This window comes from Streptomyces tendae (assembly GCF_014650435.1).
Lineage (GTDB): Bacteria > Actinomycetota > Actinomycetes > Streptomycetales > Streptomycetaceae > Streptomyces > Streptomyces tendae.
The window spans coordinates 818,166-835,814 of sequence record NZ_BMUY01000001.1 but is presented as its reverse complement, the minus strand read 5'-3'; the positions used below and the strand labels follow the sequence as shown (position 1 = coordinate 835,814).

At 70.6% G+C, this 17,649-nt stretch carries 17 protein-coding genes and 1 riboswitch; of the genes, 7 read left to right on the top strand and 10 right to left on the bottom strand.

All coding sequences use genetic code 11. The annotated features are described in order from the left end of the window. Positions 1 to 22 precede the first annotated feature (22 nt). The 6 genes from IE258_RS03855 to IE258_RS03830 all read left to right on the top strand — a co-directional run bounded on the left by IE258_RS03855 (position 23) and on the right by IE258_RS03830 (position 7,178). Complete coding sequence (locus IE258_RS03855; protein ID WP_003973740.1) at positions 23 to 787, top strand: GntR family transcriptional regulator; 765 nt, start codon at positions 23 to 25, stop codon at positions 785 to 787. Between the two features lie 135 nt (positions 788 to 922). Beyond that, positions 923 to 1,213 carry a DUF3311 domain-containing protein gene (locus IE258_RS03850; RefSeq protein WP_189738874.1) on the top strand — a complete coding sequence of 97 codons (291 nt, stop codon included), beginning with the start codon at positions 923 to 925 and terminating at the stop codon, positions 1,211 to 1,213. Then, entirely contained in the window at positions 1,210 to 2,820 is a 1,611-nt protein-coding gene (mctP, locus tag IE258_RS03845; RefSeq protein WP_189738871.1) for a monocarboxylate uptake permease MctP, read from the top strand. Before IE258_RS03850 ends, mctP begins: the two co-directional genes overlap by 4 nt. 73 nt (positions 2,821 to 2,893) lie before the next feature. Beyond that, positions 2,894 to 3,421 (top strand): GNAT family N-acetyltransferase, encoded by a 528-nt coding sequence (locus IE258_RS03840; protein ID WP_189738868.1) that lies wholly within the window; start codon positions 2,894 to 2,896, stop codon positions 3,419 to 3,421. A gap of 78 nt (positions 3,422 to 3,499) precedes the next feature. Beyond that, positions 3,500 to 3,643: riboswitch (cobalamin riboswitch) on the top strand. Between the two features lie 128 nt (positions 3,644 to 3,771). Next, positions 3,772 to 6,147, top strand: a complete 2,376-nt coding sequence (locus tag IE258_RS03835) for a ribonucleoside-diphosphate reductase subunit alpha (protein ID WP_189738865.1) — start codon at positions 3,772 to 3,774, stop codon at positions 6,145 to 6,147. Next, on the top strand, positions 6,147 to 7,178 hold the full coding sequence (locus IE258_RS03830) for a ribonucleotide-diphosphate reductase subunit beta (protein WP_159324324.1): 1,032 nt from the start codon (positions 6,147 to 6,149) through the stop codon (positions 7,176 to 7,178). The genes IE258_RS03835 and IE258_RS03830 overlap by 1 nt, the downstream gene beginning before the upstream one ends. On the opposite strand, the gene IE258_RS41075 is transcribed toward IE258_RS03830, so the two are convergent. Beyond that, positions 7,091 to 7,351, bottom strand: a complete 261-nt coding sequence (locus IE258_RS41075; RefSeq protein WP_229891919.1) for a hypothetical protein — start codon at positions 7,349 to 7,351, stop codon at positions 7,091 to 7,093. The two genes, IE258_RS03830 and IE258_RS41075, sit on opposite strands and share 88 nt — an antisense overlap. Before the next feature lie 92 nt (positions 7,352 to 7,443). Here IE258_RS41075 and IE258_RS03825 point away from each other — a divergent pair, with 92 nt between their 5' ends. Beyond that, positions 7,444 to 8,412, top strand: coding sequence for a GlxA family transcriptional regulator (locus IE258_RS03825; RefSeq protein ID WP_189738862.1), 969 nt, complete (start codon positions 7,444 to 7,446; stop codon positions 8,410 to 8,412). Positions 8,413 to 8,424: 12 nt separating this feature from the next. Here IE258_RS03825 and IE258_RS03820 read toward each other — a convergent pair whose 3' ends face one another. The 9 genes from IE258_RS03820 to IE258_RS03780 all read right to left on the bottom strand — a co-directional run bounded on the left by IE258_RS03820 (position 8,425) and on the right by IE258_RS03780 (position 17,627). Continuing rightward, complete coding sequence (locus tag IE258_RS03820) at positions 8,425 to 9,801, bottom strand: bifunctional albaflavenone monooxygenase/terpene synthase (RefSeq protein WP_189738859.1); 1,377 nt, start codon at positions 9,799 to 9,801, stop codon at positions 8,425 to 8,427. After that, positions 9,798 to 10,883 (bottom strand): epi-isozizaene synthase, encoded by a 1,086-nt coding sequence (gene cyc1, locus IE258_RS03815; RefSeq protein ID WP_189738856.1) that lies wholly within the window; start codon positions 10,881 to 10,883, stop codon positions 9,798 to 9,800. The genes IE258_RS03820 and cyc1 overlap by 4 nt, the downstream gene beginning before the upstream one ends. A 269-nt stretch (positions 10,884 to 11,152) precedes the next feature. Then, complete coding sequence (gene def, locus IE258_RS03810; RefSeq protein ID WP_087807313.1) at positions 11,153 to 11,803, bottom strand: peptide deformylase; 651 nt, start codon at positions 11,801 to 11,803, stop codon at positions 11,153 to 11,155. Between the two features lie 87 nt (positions 11,804 to 11,890). Continuing rightward, the gene (locus tag IE258_RS03805) at positions 11,891 to 12,871 is read right to left on the bottom strand and encodes a tetratricopeptide repeat protein (RefSeq protein ID WP_059300660.1); all 981 of its coding nucleotides are present in this window, start codon (positions 12,869 to 12,871) and stop codon (positions 11,891 to 11,893) included. A 113-nt stretch (positions 12,872 to 12,984) separates the two neighbouring features. Continuing rightward, positions 12,985 to 14,250 (bottom strand): HD-GYP domain-containing protein, encoded by a 1,266-nt coding sequence (locus IE258_RS03800; RefSeq protein WP_189738852.1) that lies wholly within the window; start codon positions 14,248 to 14,250, stop codon positions 12,985 to 12,987. Further along, positions 14,247 to 15,569 carry an HD-GYP domain-containing protein gene (locus tag IE258_RS03795; RefSeq protein WP_189738849.1) on the bottom strand — a complete coding sequence of 441 codons (1,323 nt, stop codon included), beginning with the start codon at positions 15,567 to 15,569 and terminating at the stop codon, positions 14,247 to 14,249. The genes IE258_RS03800 and IE258_RS03795 overlap by 4 nt, the downstream gene beginning before the upstream one ends. Before the next feature lie 152 nt (positions 15,570 to 15,721). Further along, the gene (gene rsrA / locus IE258_RS03790) at positions 15,722 to 16,033 is read right to left on the bottom strand and encodes a mycothiol system anti-sigma-R factor (RefSeq protein ID WP_007444529.1); all 312 of its coding nucleotides are present in this window, start codon (positions 16,031 to 16,033) and stop codon (positions 15,722 to 15,724) included. Further along, the gene (sigR, locus tag IE258_RS03785) at positions 16,030 to 16,713 is read right to left on the bottom strand and encodes an RNA polymerase sigma factor SigR (RefSeq protein ID WP_003973756.1); all 684 of its coding nucleotides are present in this window, start codon (positions 16,711 to 16,713) and stop codon (positions 16,030 to 16,032) included. The genes rsrA and sigR overlap by 4 nt, the downstream gene beginning before the upstream one ends. A gap of 278 nt (positions 16,714 to 16,991) precedes the next feature. Further along, positions 16,992 to 17,627, bottom strand: coding sequence for an alpha/beta hydrolase family protein (locus IE258_RS03780; protein ID WP_189738846.1), 636 nt, complete (start codon positions 17,625 to 17,627; stop codon positions 16,992 to 16,994). Between the last annotated feature and the right edge of the window lie 22 nt (positions 17,628 to 17,649).

Below are 17,649 nucleotides of genomic sequence, written 5' to 3'. Positions count from 1 at the left end.
TCCGGAGCCGGGAAGGCAGAGCATGAGCACCGACGTCAGCAGTGCGGAGAACGAGGGTGGGGCGACCGTCCGTACCGCGCGCGTGCCCAAGTACTACCGTCTGAAGAAGCATCTGCTGGACATGACCCGGACCCAGACCCCGGGCACCCCGGTCCCGCCCGAGCGCACCCTGGCCGCCGAGTTCGACACCTCGCGCACGACGGTGCGCCAGGCCCTGCAGGAGCTGGTCGTCGAGGGCCGTCTGGAGCGCATCCAGGGCAAGGGCACCTTCGTCGCCAAGCCCAAGGTGTCGCAGGCGCTGCAACTCACCTCGTACACCGAGGACATGCGGGCCCAGGGCCTCGAACCGACCTCGCAACTGCTGGACATCGGCTACATCACCGCCGACGACCGGCTCGCCGGGCTGCTGGACATCACGGCCGGCGGCCGGGTGCTGCGCATCGAGCGGCTGCGCATGGCCAACGGCGAGCCGATGGCGATCGAGACCACCCACCTCAGCGCCAAGCGCTTCCCCGCCCTGCGCCGCTCGCTGGTGAAGTACACGTCCCTCTACACCGCGCTCGCCGAGGTGTACGACGTCCATCTCGCCGAGGCCGAGGAGACCATCGAGACCTCCCTGGCCACCCCGCGCGAGGCCGGTCTGCTCGGCACCGACGTGGGCCTGCCCATGCTGATGCTCTCCCGGCACTCGCAGGACCGCACCGGCCAACCGGTGGAGTGGGTGCGCTCGGTGTACCGGGGCGACCGCTACAAGTTCGTGGCCCGCCTCAAGCGGCCCCAGGACTAGACCAGGGGCCCCTCGTCCGGGCCCCAGATTGCGGTTGGGGACCGATATACGGACGAGGTCTTCCGCTGTCTTGACACCGTCACCTACATTTCGTGCGCACTGCACGAGGTGATCAGCGAGGGGACGGAGCCGCGCATGTCAGAAGACACAGAAGTGAGCAGAGAGCCGGTGGTGACGCCGGTGCGCGTCGTCATCGGGATCTGCCTCGTCGCACCGTTCGTCGCCATGCTCTGGGTCGGTTCGTACACGAAGACGGACCCGACCTTCATCGGCATCCCGTTCTTCTACTGGTACCAGATGGCCTGGGTACTGATCTCCACCGTGCTGACGATGACCGCCTACAAGCTGTGGCAGCACGACCAGCGCGGGCGCGCGGCCCGCTCCACGGCCGCCCCCGCCGCCCCGAAGGGCGGTGAGTCGCGATGAACGACGGCGTGAACGGCGTCGCACTCGCCGTCTTCATCTTCTTCTTCGTCCTCGTCACCGCCATGGGCTTCCTGGCCGCCCGCTGGCGCCGGGCCGAGAACGAGCACAGCCTCGACGAGTGGGGCCTCGGCGGCCGCTCGTTCGGCACCTGGGTCACCTGGTTCCTGCTGGGCGGCGACCTGTACACGGCGTACACCTTCGTGGCCGTGCCGGCGGCGATCTACGCGGCGGGCGCGTCCGGCTTCTTCGCGGTGCCGTACACGATCCTGGTCTACCCGCTGATCTTCACCTTCCTGCCCCGCCTGTGGTCGGTCTCGCACAAACACGGGTACGTGACGACCTCGGACTTCGTGCGCGGCCGGTTCGGATCCAAGGGGCTGTCGCTGGCGGTCGCCGTCACCGGCATCCTGGCGACCATGCCGTACATCGCGCTCCAGCTGGTCGGCATCCAGGCCGTGCTCGACGTGATGGGCGTCGGCGGCGGCGAGGACACCAACTGGTTCATCAAGGACCTGCCGCTGCTGATCGCCTTCGGTGTGCTGGCGGCGTACACGTACTCGTCGGGGCTGCGGGCGCCCGCGCTGATCGCGTTCGTGAAGGACACGCTGATCTACATCGTCATCGCGGTGGCGATCATCTACATCCCGATCAAGCTGGGCGGGTTCGACGACATCTTCGCGTCGGCGAGCGACAAGTTCACCGAGACGGGCGCGGGCGGAGTGGTACCGAACGCGGGCGGCCAGTGGACGTACGCGACCCTCGCGCTCGGCTCGGCGCTCGCGCTGTTCATGTACCCGCACTCGATCACCGCCACGTTGTCCTCCCGCAGCCGTGAGGTGATCCGCCGCAACACCACGATCCTGCCGCTGTACTCGCTGATGCTGGGTCTGCTCGCGCTGCTCGGCTTCATGGCGATCGCGGCCGGGGTCAAGGTGGAGAACGGCCAGCTGGCGATCCCGCAGCTGTTCGAGAACATGTTCCCGGACTGGTTCGCGGGCGTGGCCTTCGCGGCGATCGGCATCGGCGCCCTGGTCCCGGCGGCGATCATGTCGATCGCGGCCGCGAACCTCTTCACCCGCAACATCTACAAGGACTTCATCAAGCCCGACGCCACCCCGGCACAGGAGACGAAGGTCTCCAAGCTGGTGTCGCTGCTGGTGAAGGTGGGCGCGCTGATCTTCGTCCTGGGCATGGACAAGACCGTGGCGATCAACTTCCAGCTGCTGGGCGGCATCTGGATCCTGCAGACCTTCCCGGCCCTGGTCGGCGGCCTGTTCACCCGCTGGTTCCACCGCTGGGCGCTGCTCGGCGGCTGGGCGGTCGGCATGGTCTACGGCACGGTCGCCGCCTACGGTGTCGCCTCGCCGACGCAGAAGCACTTCGGCGGCTCCTCCGACGAGATCCCCGGCATCGGCGAGATCGGCTACATCGGTCTCACCGCCTTCGTGCTGAACGTCGTGGTCACCGTGGTCCTGACCTTCGTCCTCAGGGCGGCCAAGGCGCCCGACGGCATCGACGAGACCAAGCCGGGCGACTACACGGCGGACGCCGGCGACCCGGGCGTCCAGGTGGAACTGCCGCCGGCCACGGCGGGCAGCTCGCACTAGAAGAGCCCTGATCAGCGGGCCGTCGGAGAAATCCGGCGGCCCGTTGTCGTACCCGTCGGGCACACTCGGCGTCATGGACTTCGTGATCCGACGGGCGACGGCCGAGGAGTACGACACCCTCGGCGAGATCACCGCGCAGGCATACCTGCGCGACGGCCTCCTCGACTTCGGGGAGAGCGACTCCTACCTGGACGAGCTGCGCGACGTGGCCAAGCGCGCGGCGGCCGCCGAGGTGCTGGTCGCGGTGGCCGACGGCCGGGTGCTCGGCGGCGTGACGTTCGTGCCGTCCGGCGGCCCCATGGCCGACATCTCACGGTCCGGCGAGGCCGAGATACGCATGCTCGCCGTCGCCCGCGAGGCGCGCGGCCGCGGGGCGGGCGAGGCGCTCGTACGAGCCTGCGTCGACCGCGCCCGGACGGTGGCCGGTTGCACGGGCGTCGTGCTGTCGACCCAGACCGCCATGCGCACCGCCCACCGCCTCTACGAGCGCCTGGGCTTCGTCCGCACGCCCGACCGCGACTGGAACCCCCTGCCGGAGCTGGACGACATCATGCTGCTCACTTACGAACTGACGCTCCGACAGGGGCGCGGCACCCTCTGACACGGGCGCGGCACCCCGCCACAACACCCCGCTGAGACACAACATCTGGGGGTGCTCGCGTCGCCCGGCACAAGATGTATGCTCGTGCTCGCTGTCGCCGCAGGGGAATCCGGTGCGAATCCGGAACTGTCCCGCAACGGTGTACTTGCGTGCATCCGTACGTCTTCGCACGTGCGCGCACGCCTGTCCAGTCCGAGGACCTGCCGACAGTGCGCCCGGCCGCCCTGGCCCGGGTGCCATGACGTCCGGGCCTCGTGGAGTGGGCCGGTGGACGCGACGCCGCGTGCGCTCGTGAGCTGCCCCCTGCCCTCCCTCCGCCGGGCCCCGTGCCGAGCGAGGGAGTGCTCCACGTGACCATCGCGCCAGCCGATCCGGCTTCAGCGACCCCGGTGACGGCGACCGGGGAACCCGACGGACCCGGTGCCGCCCTGCTGCGGACCCTGACCGGGCTGACCGCCGACCTCCCCGGCGCCGACCCCGGCCGAGTGGCCGCCGCCGCGCTGCGCGGCCGGTCCGCCCACGCCGACGAGGCCGAGCTGCGGGAGCTGGCCACCGAGGCGGCCGCCGGCCTGATCTCCGAGGACCCGGTCTACTCCCGGCTGGCCGCCCGCCTGCTGACCATCGGCATCCGCGCCGAGGCCGCCTCCCAGGGCGTCGTCACCTTCACCGACTCCGTCGCCACCGGCCACCGCGAGGGCCTGATCGCCGACCGCACCGCGGCCTTCGCACGGCTGCACGCGGACCGCCTGGACGCGCTGATCGACCGGGACGCCGACGACCGCTTCGGCTACTTCGGCCTGCGTACGCTCTACAGCCGCTACCTGCTCCGGCATCCCATCACCCGCAAGGCCGTCGAGACTCCCCAGCACTTCCTGCTGCGGGTCGCCGCCGGACTCGCCGAGGACGACACGGTCCGCGCGGTGGACGAGGTCGCCGCCCTGTACGGCCTGATGAGCCGCCTGGACTACCTGCCCTCCTCCCCCACCCTCTTCAACTCCGGCACCCGGCACGCCCAGATGTCGTCCTGCTACCTCCTGGACTCCCCCAAGGACGAGCTGGACTCCCTCTACGACCGCCTCCACCAGGTGGCCCGCCTGTCCAAGCACGCCGGCGGCATCGGCATCGCCTACTCCCGCGTCCGCGCCCGGGGTTCGCTGATCCGCGGCACCAACGGGCACTCCAACGGCATCGTCCCGTTCCTCAAGACGCTGGACGCCTCGGTCGCCGCCGTGAACCAGGGCGGTCGGCGCAAGGGCGCGGCCGCCGTCTACCTGGAGACCTGGCACGCGGACGTCGAGGAGTTCCTGGAGCTGCGGGACAACACCGGCGAGGACGCCCGCCGTACGCACAACCTGAACCTCGCGCACTGGATCCCGGACGAGTTCATGCGCCGCGTGGACGCCGACGGCACCTGGTCGCTGTTCTCCCCGGCAGACGTGCCGGAGCTGACCGACCTGTGGGGCGAGGAGTTCGACGCGGCCTACCGCAGGGCGGAGGAGGCGGGGCTCGCCCGCAGGACGCTGCCCGCCCGCGAGCTGTACGGCCGGATGATGCGCACCCTCGCGCAGACCGGCAACGGCTGGATGACCTTCAAGGACACCGCCAACCGCACGGCCAACCAGACCGCGACCCCCGGTCACGTCGTCCACTCCTCCAACCTCTGCACGGAGATCCTGGAGGTCACCGACGACGGGGAGACCGCGGTCTGCAACCTGGGCTCGGTCAACCTGGGCGCCTTCGCCGACCCCGCGACGGGCGACATGGACTGGGAGCGCCTGGACGCCACCGTCCGCACCGCGGTCACCTTCCTGGACCGGGTCGTCGACATCAACTTCTACCCGACCGAGCAGGCGGGCCGCTCCAACGCCCGCTGGCGTCCGGTGGGCCTCGGCGCGATGGGCCTCCAGGACGTCTTCTTCCAGCTCCGGCTGCCCTTCGACTCCCCCGAGGCGAAGGCCCTGTCCACCCGTATCGCCGAGCGGATCATGCTCGCCGCGTACGAGACCTCCGCCGACCTCGCCGAGCGGGGCGGCCCGCTGCCGGCCTGGGAGAAGACCCGTACGGCCAAGGGCGTGCTGCACCCGGACCACTACGGCGTCGAGCCCGTCTGGCCGGAGCGCTGGGCCGCGCTGCGCGAGCGCATGGCCATCACCGGGCTGCGCAACTCCCTGCTCCTGGCCATCGCGCCGACCGCGACCATCGCCTCCATCGCCGGTGTCTACGAGTGCATCGAGCCGCAGGTGTCCAACCTGTTCAAGCGCGAGACGCTGTCGGGTGAGTTCCTCCAGGTCAACTCCTACCTGGTGGACGACCTCAAGCGGCTCGGCGTGTGGGACGCCCGCACCCGTGAGGCGCTGCGCGAGGCCAACGGCTCTGTGCAGGGCTTCACCTGGATCCCCGAGGACGTGCGCGCGCTGTACCGCACCGCTTGGGAGATCCCGCAGCGCGGCCTGATCGACATGGCCGCCGCCCGCACCCCGTACCTCGACCAGGCCCAGTCGCTGAACCTGTTCCTGGAGACGCCGACCATCGGGAAGCTCTCCTCGATGTACGCGTACGCCTGGAAGCAGGGCCTGAAGACCACGTACTACCTGCGCTCACGCCCGGCGACCCGGATCGCCCGCGCCGCGGCCCGAGCCACCACCGTCCCCGTGCAGGCCGGCCCGGACCCCGAAGCGGTCGCCTGCTCCCTGGAAAACCCCGAGTCCTGCGAGGCATGCCAGTAATGACCACCGAGACCCCCGCGAACCCCACCACCAAGAACCTGCTCGACCCGGGCTTCGAGCTGACGCTGCGGCCCATGCGCTACCCGGACTTCTACGAGCGCTACCGGGACGCCATCAAGAACACCTGGCACGTCGAGGAGGTCGACCTCCACTCGGACGTCGCCGATCTGGCGAAGCTCAGCCCCGAGGAGCAGCACCTGATCGGGCGCCTCGTGGCCTTCTTCGCCACCGGTGACTCGATCGTCGCGAACAACCTGGTGCTGACCCTCTACAAGCACATCAACTCCCCCGAGGCGCGGCTGTACCTGTCCCGCCAGCTCTTCGAGGAGGCCGTCCACGTCCAGTTCTACCTGACGCTCCTCGACACCTACCTGCCCGACCCGGACGACCGCGCCGCCGCCTTCGCGGCCGTGGAGAACATCCCGTCCATCCGGGAGAAGGCCGGGTTCTGCTTCAAGTGGATGGACTCGGTGGAGTCGATCGACCGGCTGGAGACGCAGGCCGACCGGCGTCGCTTCCTGCTCAACCTGATCTGCTTCGCGGCGTGCATCGAGGGCCTGTTCTTCTACGGCGCCTTCGCCTACGTCTACTGGTTCCGCAGCCGGGGTCTGCTGCACGGCCTGGCCACCGGCACCAACTGGGTGTTCCGGGACGAGACGATGCACATGTCCTTCGCCTTCGACGTCGTCGACACCGTGCGCAAGGAGGAGCCGGAGCTGTTCGACGACGCGCTCCGACAGGAGGTCACCGACATGCTGAGGGAGGCCGTCGAGGCCGAGCTGCAGTTCGCGCGCGACCTGTGCGGTGACGGCCTCCCGGGGATGAACACCGACTCGATGCGGCAGTACCTGGAGTGCGTGGCCGACCAGCGTCTGACGCGGCTCGGCTTCGCCCCGGTGTACGGCTCCGAGAACCCCTTCTCCTTCATGGAGCTGCAGGGCGTTCAGGAGTTGACCAACTTCTTCGAGCGGCGTCCCTCGGCGTACCAGGTGGCGGTGGAGGGCACCGTCGACCTGGACGAGGACTTCTGAGTCTCCTTCCTCCGACTCCTTTCCTCCTGGCTCCTCCCCTCCTGGGCCTCCCTGATCTGGCGGTCGATGCGCCTGTCGCGCACGATGCCGATCACGGAGGGGAGGACCATGAGGACGAGGAGTCCGAAGGTCACGAGCATTCCGACAAGGCCTTCTATCTGGTTTCCGGTCATGACACCACTGTCGCGCCGGAGACTCCTTACGGTCAGTGGCAGGACTGCCGTAAGACCTCGATTTCCTGCCACCGACGAGGCACACTGGCGGCATGTTGCAGAACGTGGCCGCCGTCCTGCTGGACGGTGCGCATCCCTTCGAACTCGGCGTGATCTGCGAGGTCTTCGGCATCGACCGGAGCGACGAGGGCCTGCCGGGGTACGACTTCGCGGTGGTCTCCGCGGAGGGGCCCGAGCTGAGCACCCACGTCGGGGGACTGACCGTCTCCACGCCGTACGGCCTGGAGCGGCTGGAGGAGGCCGACCTCATCGCGGTGCCGGCCGGCTCCGACTTCGTCCGCCGGGAGTACCCGCCCGAGCTGCTGGAGGCCCTGCGCAGGGCGACGGACCGGGGCACCCGCGTGCTGAGCGTGTGCTCCGGCGTCTTCGTGCTGGGCGCCGCCGGCCTGCTGGACGGGCGGCGGTGCGCGGTGCACTGGCACCACGCGGCCGAGCTGGCCCGCCAGCACCCGCGGGCCCAGGTCGAGCCCGACGTGCTCTACGTCGACGAGGACCCGGTGATCACCTCGGCCGGGACCGCCGCCGGCATCGACGCCTGCCTGCACATCGTGCGCAAGGAGCAGGGGCCGGAGGTCGCCAACCGGATCGCCCGGCGCATGGTGGTGCCGCCGCACCGGGACGGCGGGCAGGCGCAGTACATCGAACGGCCGCTGCCGCGCTCCTCGTGCGACACCGTCGGCGAGGTGCTGGCCTGGATGGAACAGCACCTCGACGAGGAGGTCACCGTCGAACAGCTCGCGGTCCGGGCGCACATGTCCCCGCGCACCTTCGCCCGCCGCTTCCAGCAGGAGACGGGGACGACCCCGTACCGCTGGGTCCTGCGCCAGCGCGTGCTGCTGGCCCAGCGGCTGCTGGAAGCGACGGACGAGACGATGGACACGATCGCCTGGCGCGCCGGTTTCGGCACGGCGGCGGCCCTGAGGCACCAGTTCACCAGGGCCCTGGGGACCACCCCGCACGCCTACCGGCGCACCTTCCGGGGCCCGGAGGCCGCCGCCTGAGCCGTCAGTTCGTCACCGAGCCACCGGCCTGACCAGCAGATCGTGCGGGCGCAGTGTGATGCCGACCCGGACCGCGTCGTTCGAGCCCGCCACCTGCTCGAAGCGGTACTTCGTGGCCAGCGCGGCCGTGATCAGGGTGAGCTGCGCCATCGAGAAGTGGTCGCTGGGGCACTTCCGCTTGCCCGCACTGAACGGCTTCATGGCGTATTTCGGCACATTCGCCGCGCGTTCCGGAAGCCACCGGTCGGGATCGAACTCCAGGTTGTCGTCGTACGACTTCGGATCGCGCTGGATTGCGTACGGACTGTAGATGATGTCCGCACCGGCCGGAATGCGATAGCCACCGAGTTCACTCTCGGCCACCGCGCGCCGGGTCAATACCCATACGGCGGGACGCAAACGCATCGCCTCCACGATGACATTGCCGGTGTGCCTGAGCTTCCGGACGTCCTCGAATGCCACGGGACGTCCGCCGGTGACCGCTTCGACTTCGTCGCGTATGCGGTCGGCATGTTCCGGATGGTCGGCAAGTGCCTGGAGCAACCACATGATCGTGGACGCGATGGTTTCACTGCCGGGGGTGAGTATCGCGACCACCTGGTCGTGGATCTCCTGTTCCCCGATCGGGTCGCCATTGTCGTCCTTCGCCTCCAGCAATGCCGTGAGCAAATCGTCCGGCTTTTGACCGGATGCGCGGCGCTCGGCGATGATCTCGTCGACCAGCAGATGCAGATCGGCCAACGCGTCGTTGAATCGGCGGTTGGCCGGGAGCGGCAGCCGGTACAGCGGTCCGAGCGGGACCACCATCCGGCGGTACATGCCCCGGAAGACGGTGGCGAGCGCGACGCACAGCCGCTCGGCCCGCTCGTCCATGTACTGCCCGCGCAGCAGACAGCGGGCCGCGACGCGCACGGCGACCCGGAAGGACTCGGAGGTGGCGTCGACGATCTCGCCCGGCTGCCAGCGCTCGGTGAGCGCGTGCGCCTCCTCCTCCATGATCGGCCCGTAGGCGGGGATGGCGTCGAGCCGGAACGCCGGCTGGATGGTGCGCCGCTGGCGGCGGTGGAGCGGTCCGTTGGCGGTCGCCACGCCCTCCTTGCCGAGCAGGCCCTCCAGCGACTCCCACAGCGGACCGGCTATGTGGTAGTCGGGGTTCAGGGCGAGGGCGCCGGTCAGCTCCGGGTTCGTGACCGCGTAGACGGTCTTGGGGCCGAGCTTGATGCGCACGATGTCGCCGTGGTCGCGCAGCTGCGACATGAAGGCCAGCGGGTCGCGGGCCAGCCGCCAGCCGTGGCCGAGCAGCGGTACGCCGCCGCCCGCGACGGGCGGTTCGCGCAGCTCCGGAGCCGGCTGCGCCCGGGTCTCGGGGTTGACGGACTCGACGGTCATTTCTCACCTGCCGCTTCGTTGTTGACGTACGGGGGCGTGGACCGGTCGTCCCAGCTGTCGACCATGTACCGGCCGGACTCGTGGTGGAACCAGTAGACGGAACTGAACCAGTTCCGCATATTGCCGACGTTCGCCCGTACGGCGCCGCTCAGTTCCTTTCCGCGTACGGTCCCGTCGGCGAGTTCGTCGGCGAACCGTAAGGCGTCCTGCTCCACGGCGAGGAATTCGGTGATGCACTCCTCGACGCGTCGCCTGACTTCTCCGATGGCTTCTTCCAGTGTGAGTGAATGGTGGGTGATGAGACTGATTCCGAGATTGTGGACCTCGTCGCCCGCTATTTCCTTGGGCAGCGAGCAGAGGTCGTTGTACCAGGCGGCGAATTCCTGACTGAGCAACGCCGCCCGGCGATATGCCGGGTGTTTCCGTACGGCGTCGGGGAGTTCGCAGCCCGAAGCCGGCTCCAGCAGATCGGTCCAGATCCAGTGCGCGAAGGTGAGCCGGCGCAACTGGAGGTACTCCTCCACGCCGGGCACGATTCCGCGCGTGCGGTTGTGGAATTCCCGGTCGTACGCCTCGATCACCGCATGGAAGTGCCGGGCGAACCGGGCGTTCCAGTTGCCCGGCAGGAAGGCGTAGAGCCGCCGCACACTGTCGGCGAACCCGGCCACCAGCGCGTCCTCGTGGTGCAGGTGGTCCCCGGGTGAGTCGAGTGCCGTGTGCAGTCGGCCACGCAGTCGCCGCCAGGCGCCGGGACGGTCGTGGACGATGTCGCGGTCGTGCCGGTCGTCCCAGACGAAGAACCACGCGCTGTAGTCCGCTATCGCCTGCATGACCTCGTCGGGGGCGCCCAGGTAGTAGCCCGCCATGAGGTCCGTGTAGCACAGGCCGTCGGCATATTCCTCGACCTTGTCCGCCGGCATGAGCCGCTTTTCGAGCAGCCAGGTGCGGGTGGTCTCCTGGAGCCTGGGCCAATACGGGTGCAGTTGCCGGGGAAATGCCGCCTCGATCACCGGGAGACGGAGCGATGGCGGTACTGCGATCGCGGTCGGTGTCGCTGTGGTGCCGTGTGAGAAAGCATGCACGAACAAACCCCTCTCAGCCGCCGGTGGCGCACTCCTCTCGCTGAGCGGGGCGTGCGCCGTTGCGTATCCCCGCACTTCCCATTCAGCACCACAACTGACCGTTCTGGGAACGGATTTGCTCCATTCACTACCCCTCGATGCCGGAATTCTCCTGTTGTGTGACGGCTTTCCATGGATGAACACCGACGCGCACAGACGCACGGCGCCCGCTCGGGGAAGACCCGAACGGGCGCCGTGCGCAAGGGAGATGTGTGACGGGTGAGGCGGTGTCAGTCGTTCGCGACCACGGGGTAGCGCGGCTCGTTCTCGGCCATCTGCCGCAGCGCGTCCTTGCGTTCGCGCTTGGAGAGCCGGTCGATGTACAGGTACCCGTACAGGTGGTCCGTCTCGTGCTGCAAACACCGCGCGAAGTACCCGGTGCCGCGCACCTTGACCGGATTGCCCTTCTCGTCCTGCCCGGTCACCTCGGCGTAGTCGGGGCGGGCGAGCGGCGCGTAGGCGGTCGGCACGGACAGGCAGCCCTCGTTGCTGTCGTCCAGGCGGCGGCGGTCGGCCGGCAGCTCGACCAGCTTGGGGTTGCACACCACGCCGACGTGGCGGACGCCCTCGTCGTCGGGGCAGTCGTAGACGAAGACCTTCTTGGAGACGCCGATCTGGTTGGCGGCCAGGCCCACGCCCTCGGCGGTGCGCTGGCTGGCGAACATGTCGGCCACCAGCTGCTGGAACTCCTCGCCGAAGTCGGTGACGTCCTCGCACTCCTTGTGCAGCACCGGGTTTCCGACCACCGTGATCGGGCGCGAGGTGCCGCGCCCACGCCAGTCGGCCTCGCGCTCCTCGCAGTCCTGGGTGTCGACGACGAAGCCCTCGTCGTCCACGGGGAGCACGCCCGGGTGCTGCTGATCGGTGTCCTGCTGGGCCATGACCGACGTATGCCTTCCTCGTACAACCAAGGGTGATGCTTGATGGCGACTGCTGCTGGAGCGTCCTGACAAAGACTACGGGGCCGCTCAGCAGACCTCTTCCAGGTCCCGCCAGTCCCGGGAATCAGGACTGTCCGCCACCCACCCGTCCAGCAACCCCTTCACCAGCCCAGCCGGCGCAGCCACCCCGCACTCCCGCTCCGGCACCCACAGCTGCCCGTCGGTGCGGTGTCCCAGGGGCCCGGGGTGTCCGGGTTCGCTGTGGTCGTGCGGGTCGAGGTGCTCGCCCTCGCCCTCGTCGGACGGCATCCGGGACTCCGAGCACATCCGGCACAGCAGCCGCACGGAGGACGACCAGTCCTCGGCGGCGAACCCGGCGTCGGCGGCCAGCTGCTCGAGGGCGTCCCGGTCGGCCTCGGTGGCGGCTTCCAGGAGGACCACCCAGGTGGGCACGGGCGACGGCGCCCACAGCTCGATCTCGTCGAAGACGGGGTAGGAGTGCCCGGCACTGGTCGTCCGCTCTCCGTGCGGCACCCCGTCGTGCAGGACGACCTCGCCCCAGCGCCGCCCGGACGACGGCAGCGGGATGGACAGCACCTCGACGCGGGCGGGGTCGAGCCGCCGCCCCCACACCACCTCGGCCTCGCCCTCCGGGGAGAGCCGTACGGCCGCGCTGCCGAGGTCCATGCCGAGCGGCTCACCGGCGTCCGTGGCGTCCCCGGGGGTGCGCAGCCCGTAGGCCTGCCAGGCCCGGCGGGCCAGCGGCCAGTCCTGGAGGGCGGTGGCGGCGATGCCGACGTTCCACCAGTCGGGGGCTCCGGTGTCCCGGTCGAGCAGTGCGACGGCCCGCAGGCCGGCCGCCCTGGCCTGCTCCCAGTCGTGCCGGAACTTGTGCAGCAGGGCCAGGTTGAACCAGGACTCCGACAGCCAGGGCTCCAGGTCGGCCGCCCGGGTCAGCAGCGCACCCGCGTCCTCGTAGCGACCGTCGCCGATCAGCGTGAACGCGCGGTCGGTGGCCTGCCGCCAGGAGGCGGAGGGCCGGTGCCGTGCCTTGCCGAAGATCCTCACGATTCCCGCCTGCCAGTTCCGTTCAGTGGGCTGGCTGTGCCTTTCGCGCCCCCGGACACCCTCTCCTGGGCATCAAACCACGTACGGCTGCAGAGGCGCTCATTACCCATGGGTTACCCAGCCAAGGGCCCGGTAAGGCTGCCCCGGGAAAGGACTCGGGCCAGTGCTTCCACCACCTCGGGAGCGTAGTCGCCCGCGGTGGCCAGGCGCAGCTCCTCCAGGGCCGTCAGGACGCCGCCCGGACCCGCGTCCCGGACCTTCTCCTCGTAGGCGTTCACGACGCGCACGATCCGCGCGGCGACCGGCTGCTCCCGGCAGGGGTCCGCCTGCCGCTCCACCACCACCGCGACCGCCGCGTCGACGCCGGTCTGGCGGACGACGGCTCCGCCGAGCAGCGCGATCCGCCGCTGCTCGGTGACGGGCAGCCCGGCGGTGGCTCCCGCCGGGACCGGGTCGACCAGGCTGAGCTGGCCGATGTCGTGCATCAGGGCCGCGTACTCCAGCACGGTCAGCTCGGCCCCGGACAGCCCCAGGTCGCGTCCGACGGCCACCCCGAGTCCGGCGACGCGGCGGGCGTGCCCGGCCGGGGTGTACCCGGCGATCTCGGTGGCGCGGGCCAGGGAGGCGATGGTCTGCCGGTAGGTGGCGCGGACGGCCGCGTACCGGCGGTAGGACAGCTGGGCGAGCAGCAGGGGCACGCAGAAGACGGGGAGCGCCCACAGTCCCGCGACGCTCACCGCGAGCGCCATCACCGCGCCGGTCGCGCACACCGCCGACGTGATCCCGACCATGCCGCGCAGTTCCTCGCGCAGCAGCGGTCCGAAGGGCCACCCGGTGCGCGCGTGCGCGGGAGCGGCGGCGAGCACGGCGTCGCACAGGCTGGTCAGGGCGAGCAGTGCCAGCAGGAGCAGCGCGTGGGCGGGACCGCTCCAGTCGTCGAAGACGTCCTGCTGGGACAGCGGCCGGTAGCACACGGCGGCGAAGCCGACGGTGAGCACCCGTCGGGCCAGGTGGTCGAGGACCGGTCCACTGCCGCGGGCGACGTAGGGCACGCTGCCGAGCAGCGAGGCGGCGAGCACGACGGTGACGGTCTGGGCGACGCCGTGCTGCGCGGGCTGCCCGGCGACGTCCCCGAGCAGCGCGTACGCCAGGGCCCCCGCGGCTCCGAGCGGCGCGGCCTCCCGGGCCTCGGCGCCGGTGCGCCGGGTCAGCTCACCGAGGACGACCAGGCCCCCGAAGGCCAGCGCGACGGGCCGCTGCACCGGCCCCGACCCCAGCACGGAGGCGAGACACCCGAGCGCGAGGATCCCGGCGCAGCCGGGTACGAGGAGCGGGGCGATCGGCGGCGGGGGCTGGGCCGGTGGTGGCGAGGGCGTCATGGCGCGCCCCTGCCGACGCTGTCCCGTGCGCCCTCGCCACGGCCCGGGGACGGGGCGGGGAACGCGGGAGTGCCGTCCGCCGTCACCGACGGGCGCCAGCCGTGGCGGCCGAGGACGTGGACCAGCGCCCGCACCATCCGCGGGTCGAACTGGCCCCCGGCGCACCGCTGGAGCTCCTCCAGGGCCACCGCGACGGGGCGGGCCCTGCTGTAGGAGCGGGTGGACGTCATCGCGTCGAAGGCGTCGGCGACGGCCACCACCCGGGCCGACTCGGGGATCCGGTCGCCGGCCAGTCCGTAGGGGTAGCCGCTGCCGTCCAGCCGTTCGTGGTGGTGGAGGACGGCGGCGCGGGCCTCCCCCAGGAAGCGGATGCCGCGCACCATCTCGTGCCCGTACTCGGGGTGCAGTTCGATCACCCGCCGCTCCTCGGGCGTCAGCGGCCCGTCCTTGCGCAGCAGCCGGGTGGGCACCCCCAGCTTGCCCACGTCGTGCAGGATCCCGGCGAAGCGCAGGGTCTCGACGCGCTCGTCGTCCATGCCCAGCTCGCGGGCGATCATCATGGATGCCTGGCCGACGCGCTCACTGTGGCCGCGGGTGTAGCCGTCCTTGATGTCGACGGCCTGCACCAGGGCGCGGATGGTCGCCTGGTGCGCGGCCCGCTCGCGGTGGTACTGGGCGAAGGCCCACCACGCCACGCACATCGGCAGCAGCACGAGCAGCGCGGACACCGGACCGTACGGGCTGCGCCACAGGACCGCCATCATCAGCCCGGCGAGCCCGTGCACGGCGATCGGCGCGAGCGACCGGGAGAGCAGCCCCCGCCAGGCCCGGCTCGGCGGCACGTGGTCGGCGAGGGCGCGGATGCCGCCGTCCAGCACCGTGAGCACGAGGCAGAAGACGAGCACCGCGGCGCCGGCCGGCACCAGGGCGTACGGGAAGGCGGGCTCGACCACCGCGTCCCGGCCGCCGAGCCGCCAGTGGACACAGGAGGCGGCCCACACGGCGAGGGTCAGCTGGGCGGCCCGCCACAGGCGCCGCAGGCCGAAGGGGCGTCGCGGCACCGGGGACAGCAGCGCTCCGGGCAGGGCCACGAGCGCGGCGGCGGGGGGCGGCAGCAGGAAGGCACCGGCGAGCAGGACGGGATAGCAGGTCCCGACGAAGCGGGACCGCGCGACGAGTTCGGAACCCGCGTACAGTCCGGCGAGCAGCGCCACCGCCCACCAGGGCGCGTGCACGGACGGCAGCGGCCGCAGGCAGAGCAGGGCGGCGAGGACGACACCGGCGACGTACACACGTGCCCGCGCCGGTACCGCGTCCATGAGCCCCTCCCCCGGCCACGTCTGTCAGGCTCCGGAGCCTAGGACGGCGGTGGGAGGCCGCGGGCAGATAACCCGCGGATTAGCACGTACGAGTGACTTCTGAACGCCTCAGGACGCTCGGCCAGGAACGACCGAGGACGCTCAGGAACGACTCAGGACTCCTGCGGAGCCGACGGCGCGGCCGTCACGTCGTGTTCGGGCACGGACTGCCCGGACCGGATCAGGTCCAGTCGGCCCATGACCTTCGCGCGCAGGTCACCCGGCACGTCGTCCTGGCCGCAGCATCGCTTGACCAGCTTCTTCACGGCCTGCTCCAGCCCGTACTTCTCCAGGCAGGGCGAGCACTCCTCGAAGTGGTGCTCGAACTTCACGCAGTCCGAGTCCGGCATCTCTTTGTCGAGAAACTCGTAGAGATGATCGAGGATTTCGCTGCAATCCGTCTCGTGCGGCTCTCCGCAGCTCATGACCCCGAGCCTTTCGCTTCGTTCGACTCTCCGGCGCCGGCCGGGACCAGACCGCGGTCGCGGGCGTAGTCCTCCAGCATGCCGCGCAGCTGACGGCGTCCACGGTGCAGCCGGGACATCACCGTTCCGATGGGTGTCCCCATGATGTCTGCGATCTCCTTGTAGGCAAAGCCCTCGACGTCCGCCAAATACACGGCGATACGGAATTCCTCGGGGATCGCCTGGAGCGCCTGCTTCACGTCCGAGTCGGGCAGGTGGTCGAGCGCCTGCGACTCCGCGGAGCGCAGACCCGTCGACATGTGCGACTCGGCACGCGCGAGCTGCCAGTCCTCGATCTCCTCGGCCGCGCTGCGCTGGGGTTCGCGCTGCTTCTTGCGGTACGAGTTGATGAAGGTGTTGGTGAGGATGCGGTACAGCCACGCCTTGAGGTTGGTGCCCTCGCGGAACTGGTGGAAGGACGCGTACGCCTTGGCGTAGGTCTCCTGCACCAGGTCCTCGGCGTCGGCCGGATTACGCGTCATGCGCAGCGCGGCCGAGTACATCTGGTCGAGGAACTCCAGCGCGTCCCGCTCGAAGCGCGCGCTGCGCTCCGCGGTCGACTCCGCGCCCGTACCCCGGCCCTCGGGCTGCTCCGCCTGGCCGTGTTCGGTCCCTGCGTCGGTCCCAGTGACCGGACCCACCTCCTCCGATGTCGTCGTGAAACCGAGACCGGTCTCACTCGAATCGGAGGATAGACGACCTGCGGTCGGGGACGCTTGCCGATCCGGTCCGCCCGCCGCCCGAATAGGGGCGGTCTTGGCAGCGTGCAGCACGGTCCAGTCCAGGTCGGCGCGGCTGCTGCGACTCGGGCAGAAGGCTGAACCCATGCGGCGGACTTCCTCTCCTACGGCGTCGGTGCTGATTCTCAGCAACGTATGCACCGCACAACAGCGGCCGTCCGCCGGTCATTCCCGGGCGTTCAGCCGAGTGAGCCGGTCCACTTCAGGACGCCGTCGGTGATCAGCTCCAGCGCCTCCTCCTGGCTGATCTCCGCCCGCTTGGGCACGGCGAAGCCGTGGTCGCCGTACGGCACCTCGATCAGGTCGTAGGTCCCCGCGGGCGCCTCGGGGAACTCCTCCGGTCTGCCGAAGGGGTCGTTGCCGCCCTGGACGACGAGGGTGGGCACCCCGGCCCCCAGCAGCTCGTCGGCGCGGGACTTCTCCGGCTTGCCCGGCGGGTGCAGCGGGAAGCCGAGGGCGAGGACGGCGTGGGCCCCCAGTTCGGCCGCGGTGCGGCAGGCGACCCGGGCCCCCGCGCTGCGGCCGCCCGAGACCACCGGCAGGCCGGGCGCGGCGAGCGCGGGCCAGACGCCCCGCCAGCCGGTGTCCAGGGTCTTCGGCGCGGGCGCCAGCTTCTTGCCGGCCACCCGCCAGGGCTGCTCGACGAGGGCGACGCTCACCCCGTGCTCGGGCAGTGCGGCCGCCAGCGCCTTCAGGTCGCGCGCCTCGATGCCGCCGCCGGCGCCGTGGCTCGCGGCGAGGACGAGTCGGGGCCGCTTCGCCGGGTGCCACGTGATGCGGGCGGGACCCGCATCCGTCTCGACCGTCTCTGTCACAGCCTCTGTCGCATCCGTCACG

Excerpts from the sequence above, each read along its gene's own strand:
- IE258_RS03855 (WP_003973740.1), top strand. The coding sequence starts at position 23 with ATGAGCACCGACGTCAGCAGTGCGGAGAACGAGGGTGGGGCGACCGTC.
- IE258_RS03850 (WP_189738874.1), top strand. The coding sequence starts at position 923 with ATGTCAGAAGACACAGAAGTGAGCAGAGAGCCGGTGGTGACGCCGGTG.
- mctP (WP_189738871.1), top strand. The coding sequence starts at position 1,210 with ATGAACGACGGCGTGAACGGCGTCGCACTCGCCGTCTTCATCTTCTTC.
- IE258_RS03840 (WP_189738868.1), top strand. The coding sequence starts at position 2,894 with ATGGACTTCGTGATCCGACGGGCGACGGCCGAGGAGTACGACACCCTC.
- IE258_RS03830 (WP_159324324.1), top strand. The coding sequence starts at position 6,147 with ATGACCACCGAGACCCCCGCGAACCCCACCACCAAGAACCTGCTCGAC.
- IE258_RS41075 (WP_229891919.1), bottom strand. The coding sequence starts at position 7,351 with ATGACCGGAAACCAGATAGAAGGCCTTGTCGGAATGCTCGTGACCTTC.
- IE258_RS03825 (WP_189738862.1), top strand. The coding sequence starts at position 7,444 with ATGTTGCAGAACGTGGCCGCCGTCCTGCTGGACGGTGCGCATCCCTTC.
- IE258_RS03820 (WP_189738859.1), bottom strand. The coding sequence starts at position 9,801 with ATGACCGTCGAGTCCGTCAACCCCGAGACCCGGGCGCAGCCGGCTCCG.
- def (WP_087807313.1), bottom strand. The coding sequence starts at position 11,803 with ATGGCCCAGCAGGACACCGATCAGCAGCACCCGGGCGTGCTCCCCGTG.
- IE258_RS03800 (WP_189738852.1), bottom strand. The coding sequence starts at position 14,250 with ATGACGCCCTCGCCACCACCGGCCCAGCCCCCGCCGCCGATCGCCCCG.
- IE258_RS03795 (WP_189738849.1), bottom strand. The coding sequence starts at position 15,569 with ATGGACGCGGTACCGGCGCGGGCACGTGTGTACGTCGCCGGTGTCGTC.
- rsrA (WP_007444529.1), bottom strand. The coding sequence starts at position 16,033 with ATGAGCTGCGGAGAGCCGCACGAGACGGATTGCAGCGAAATCCTCGAT.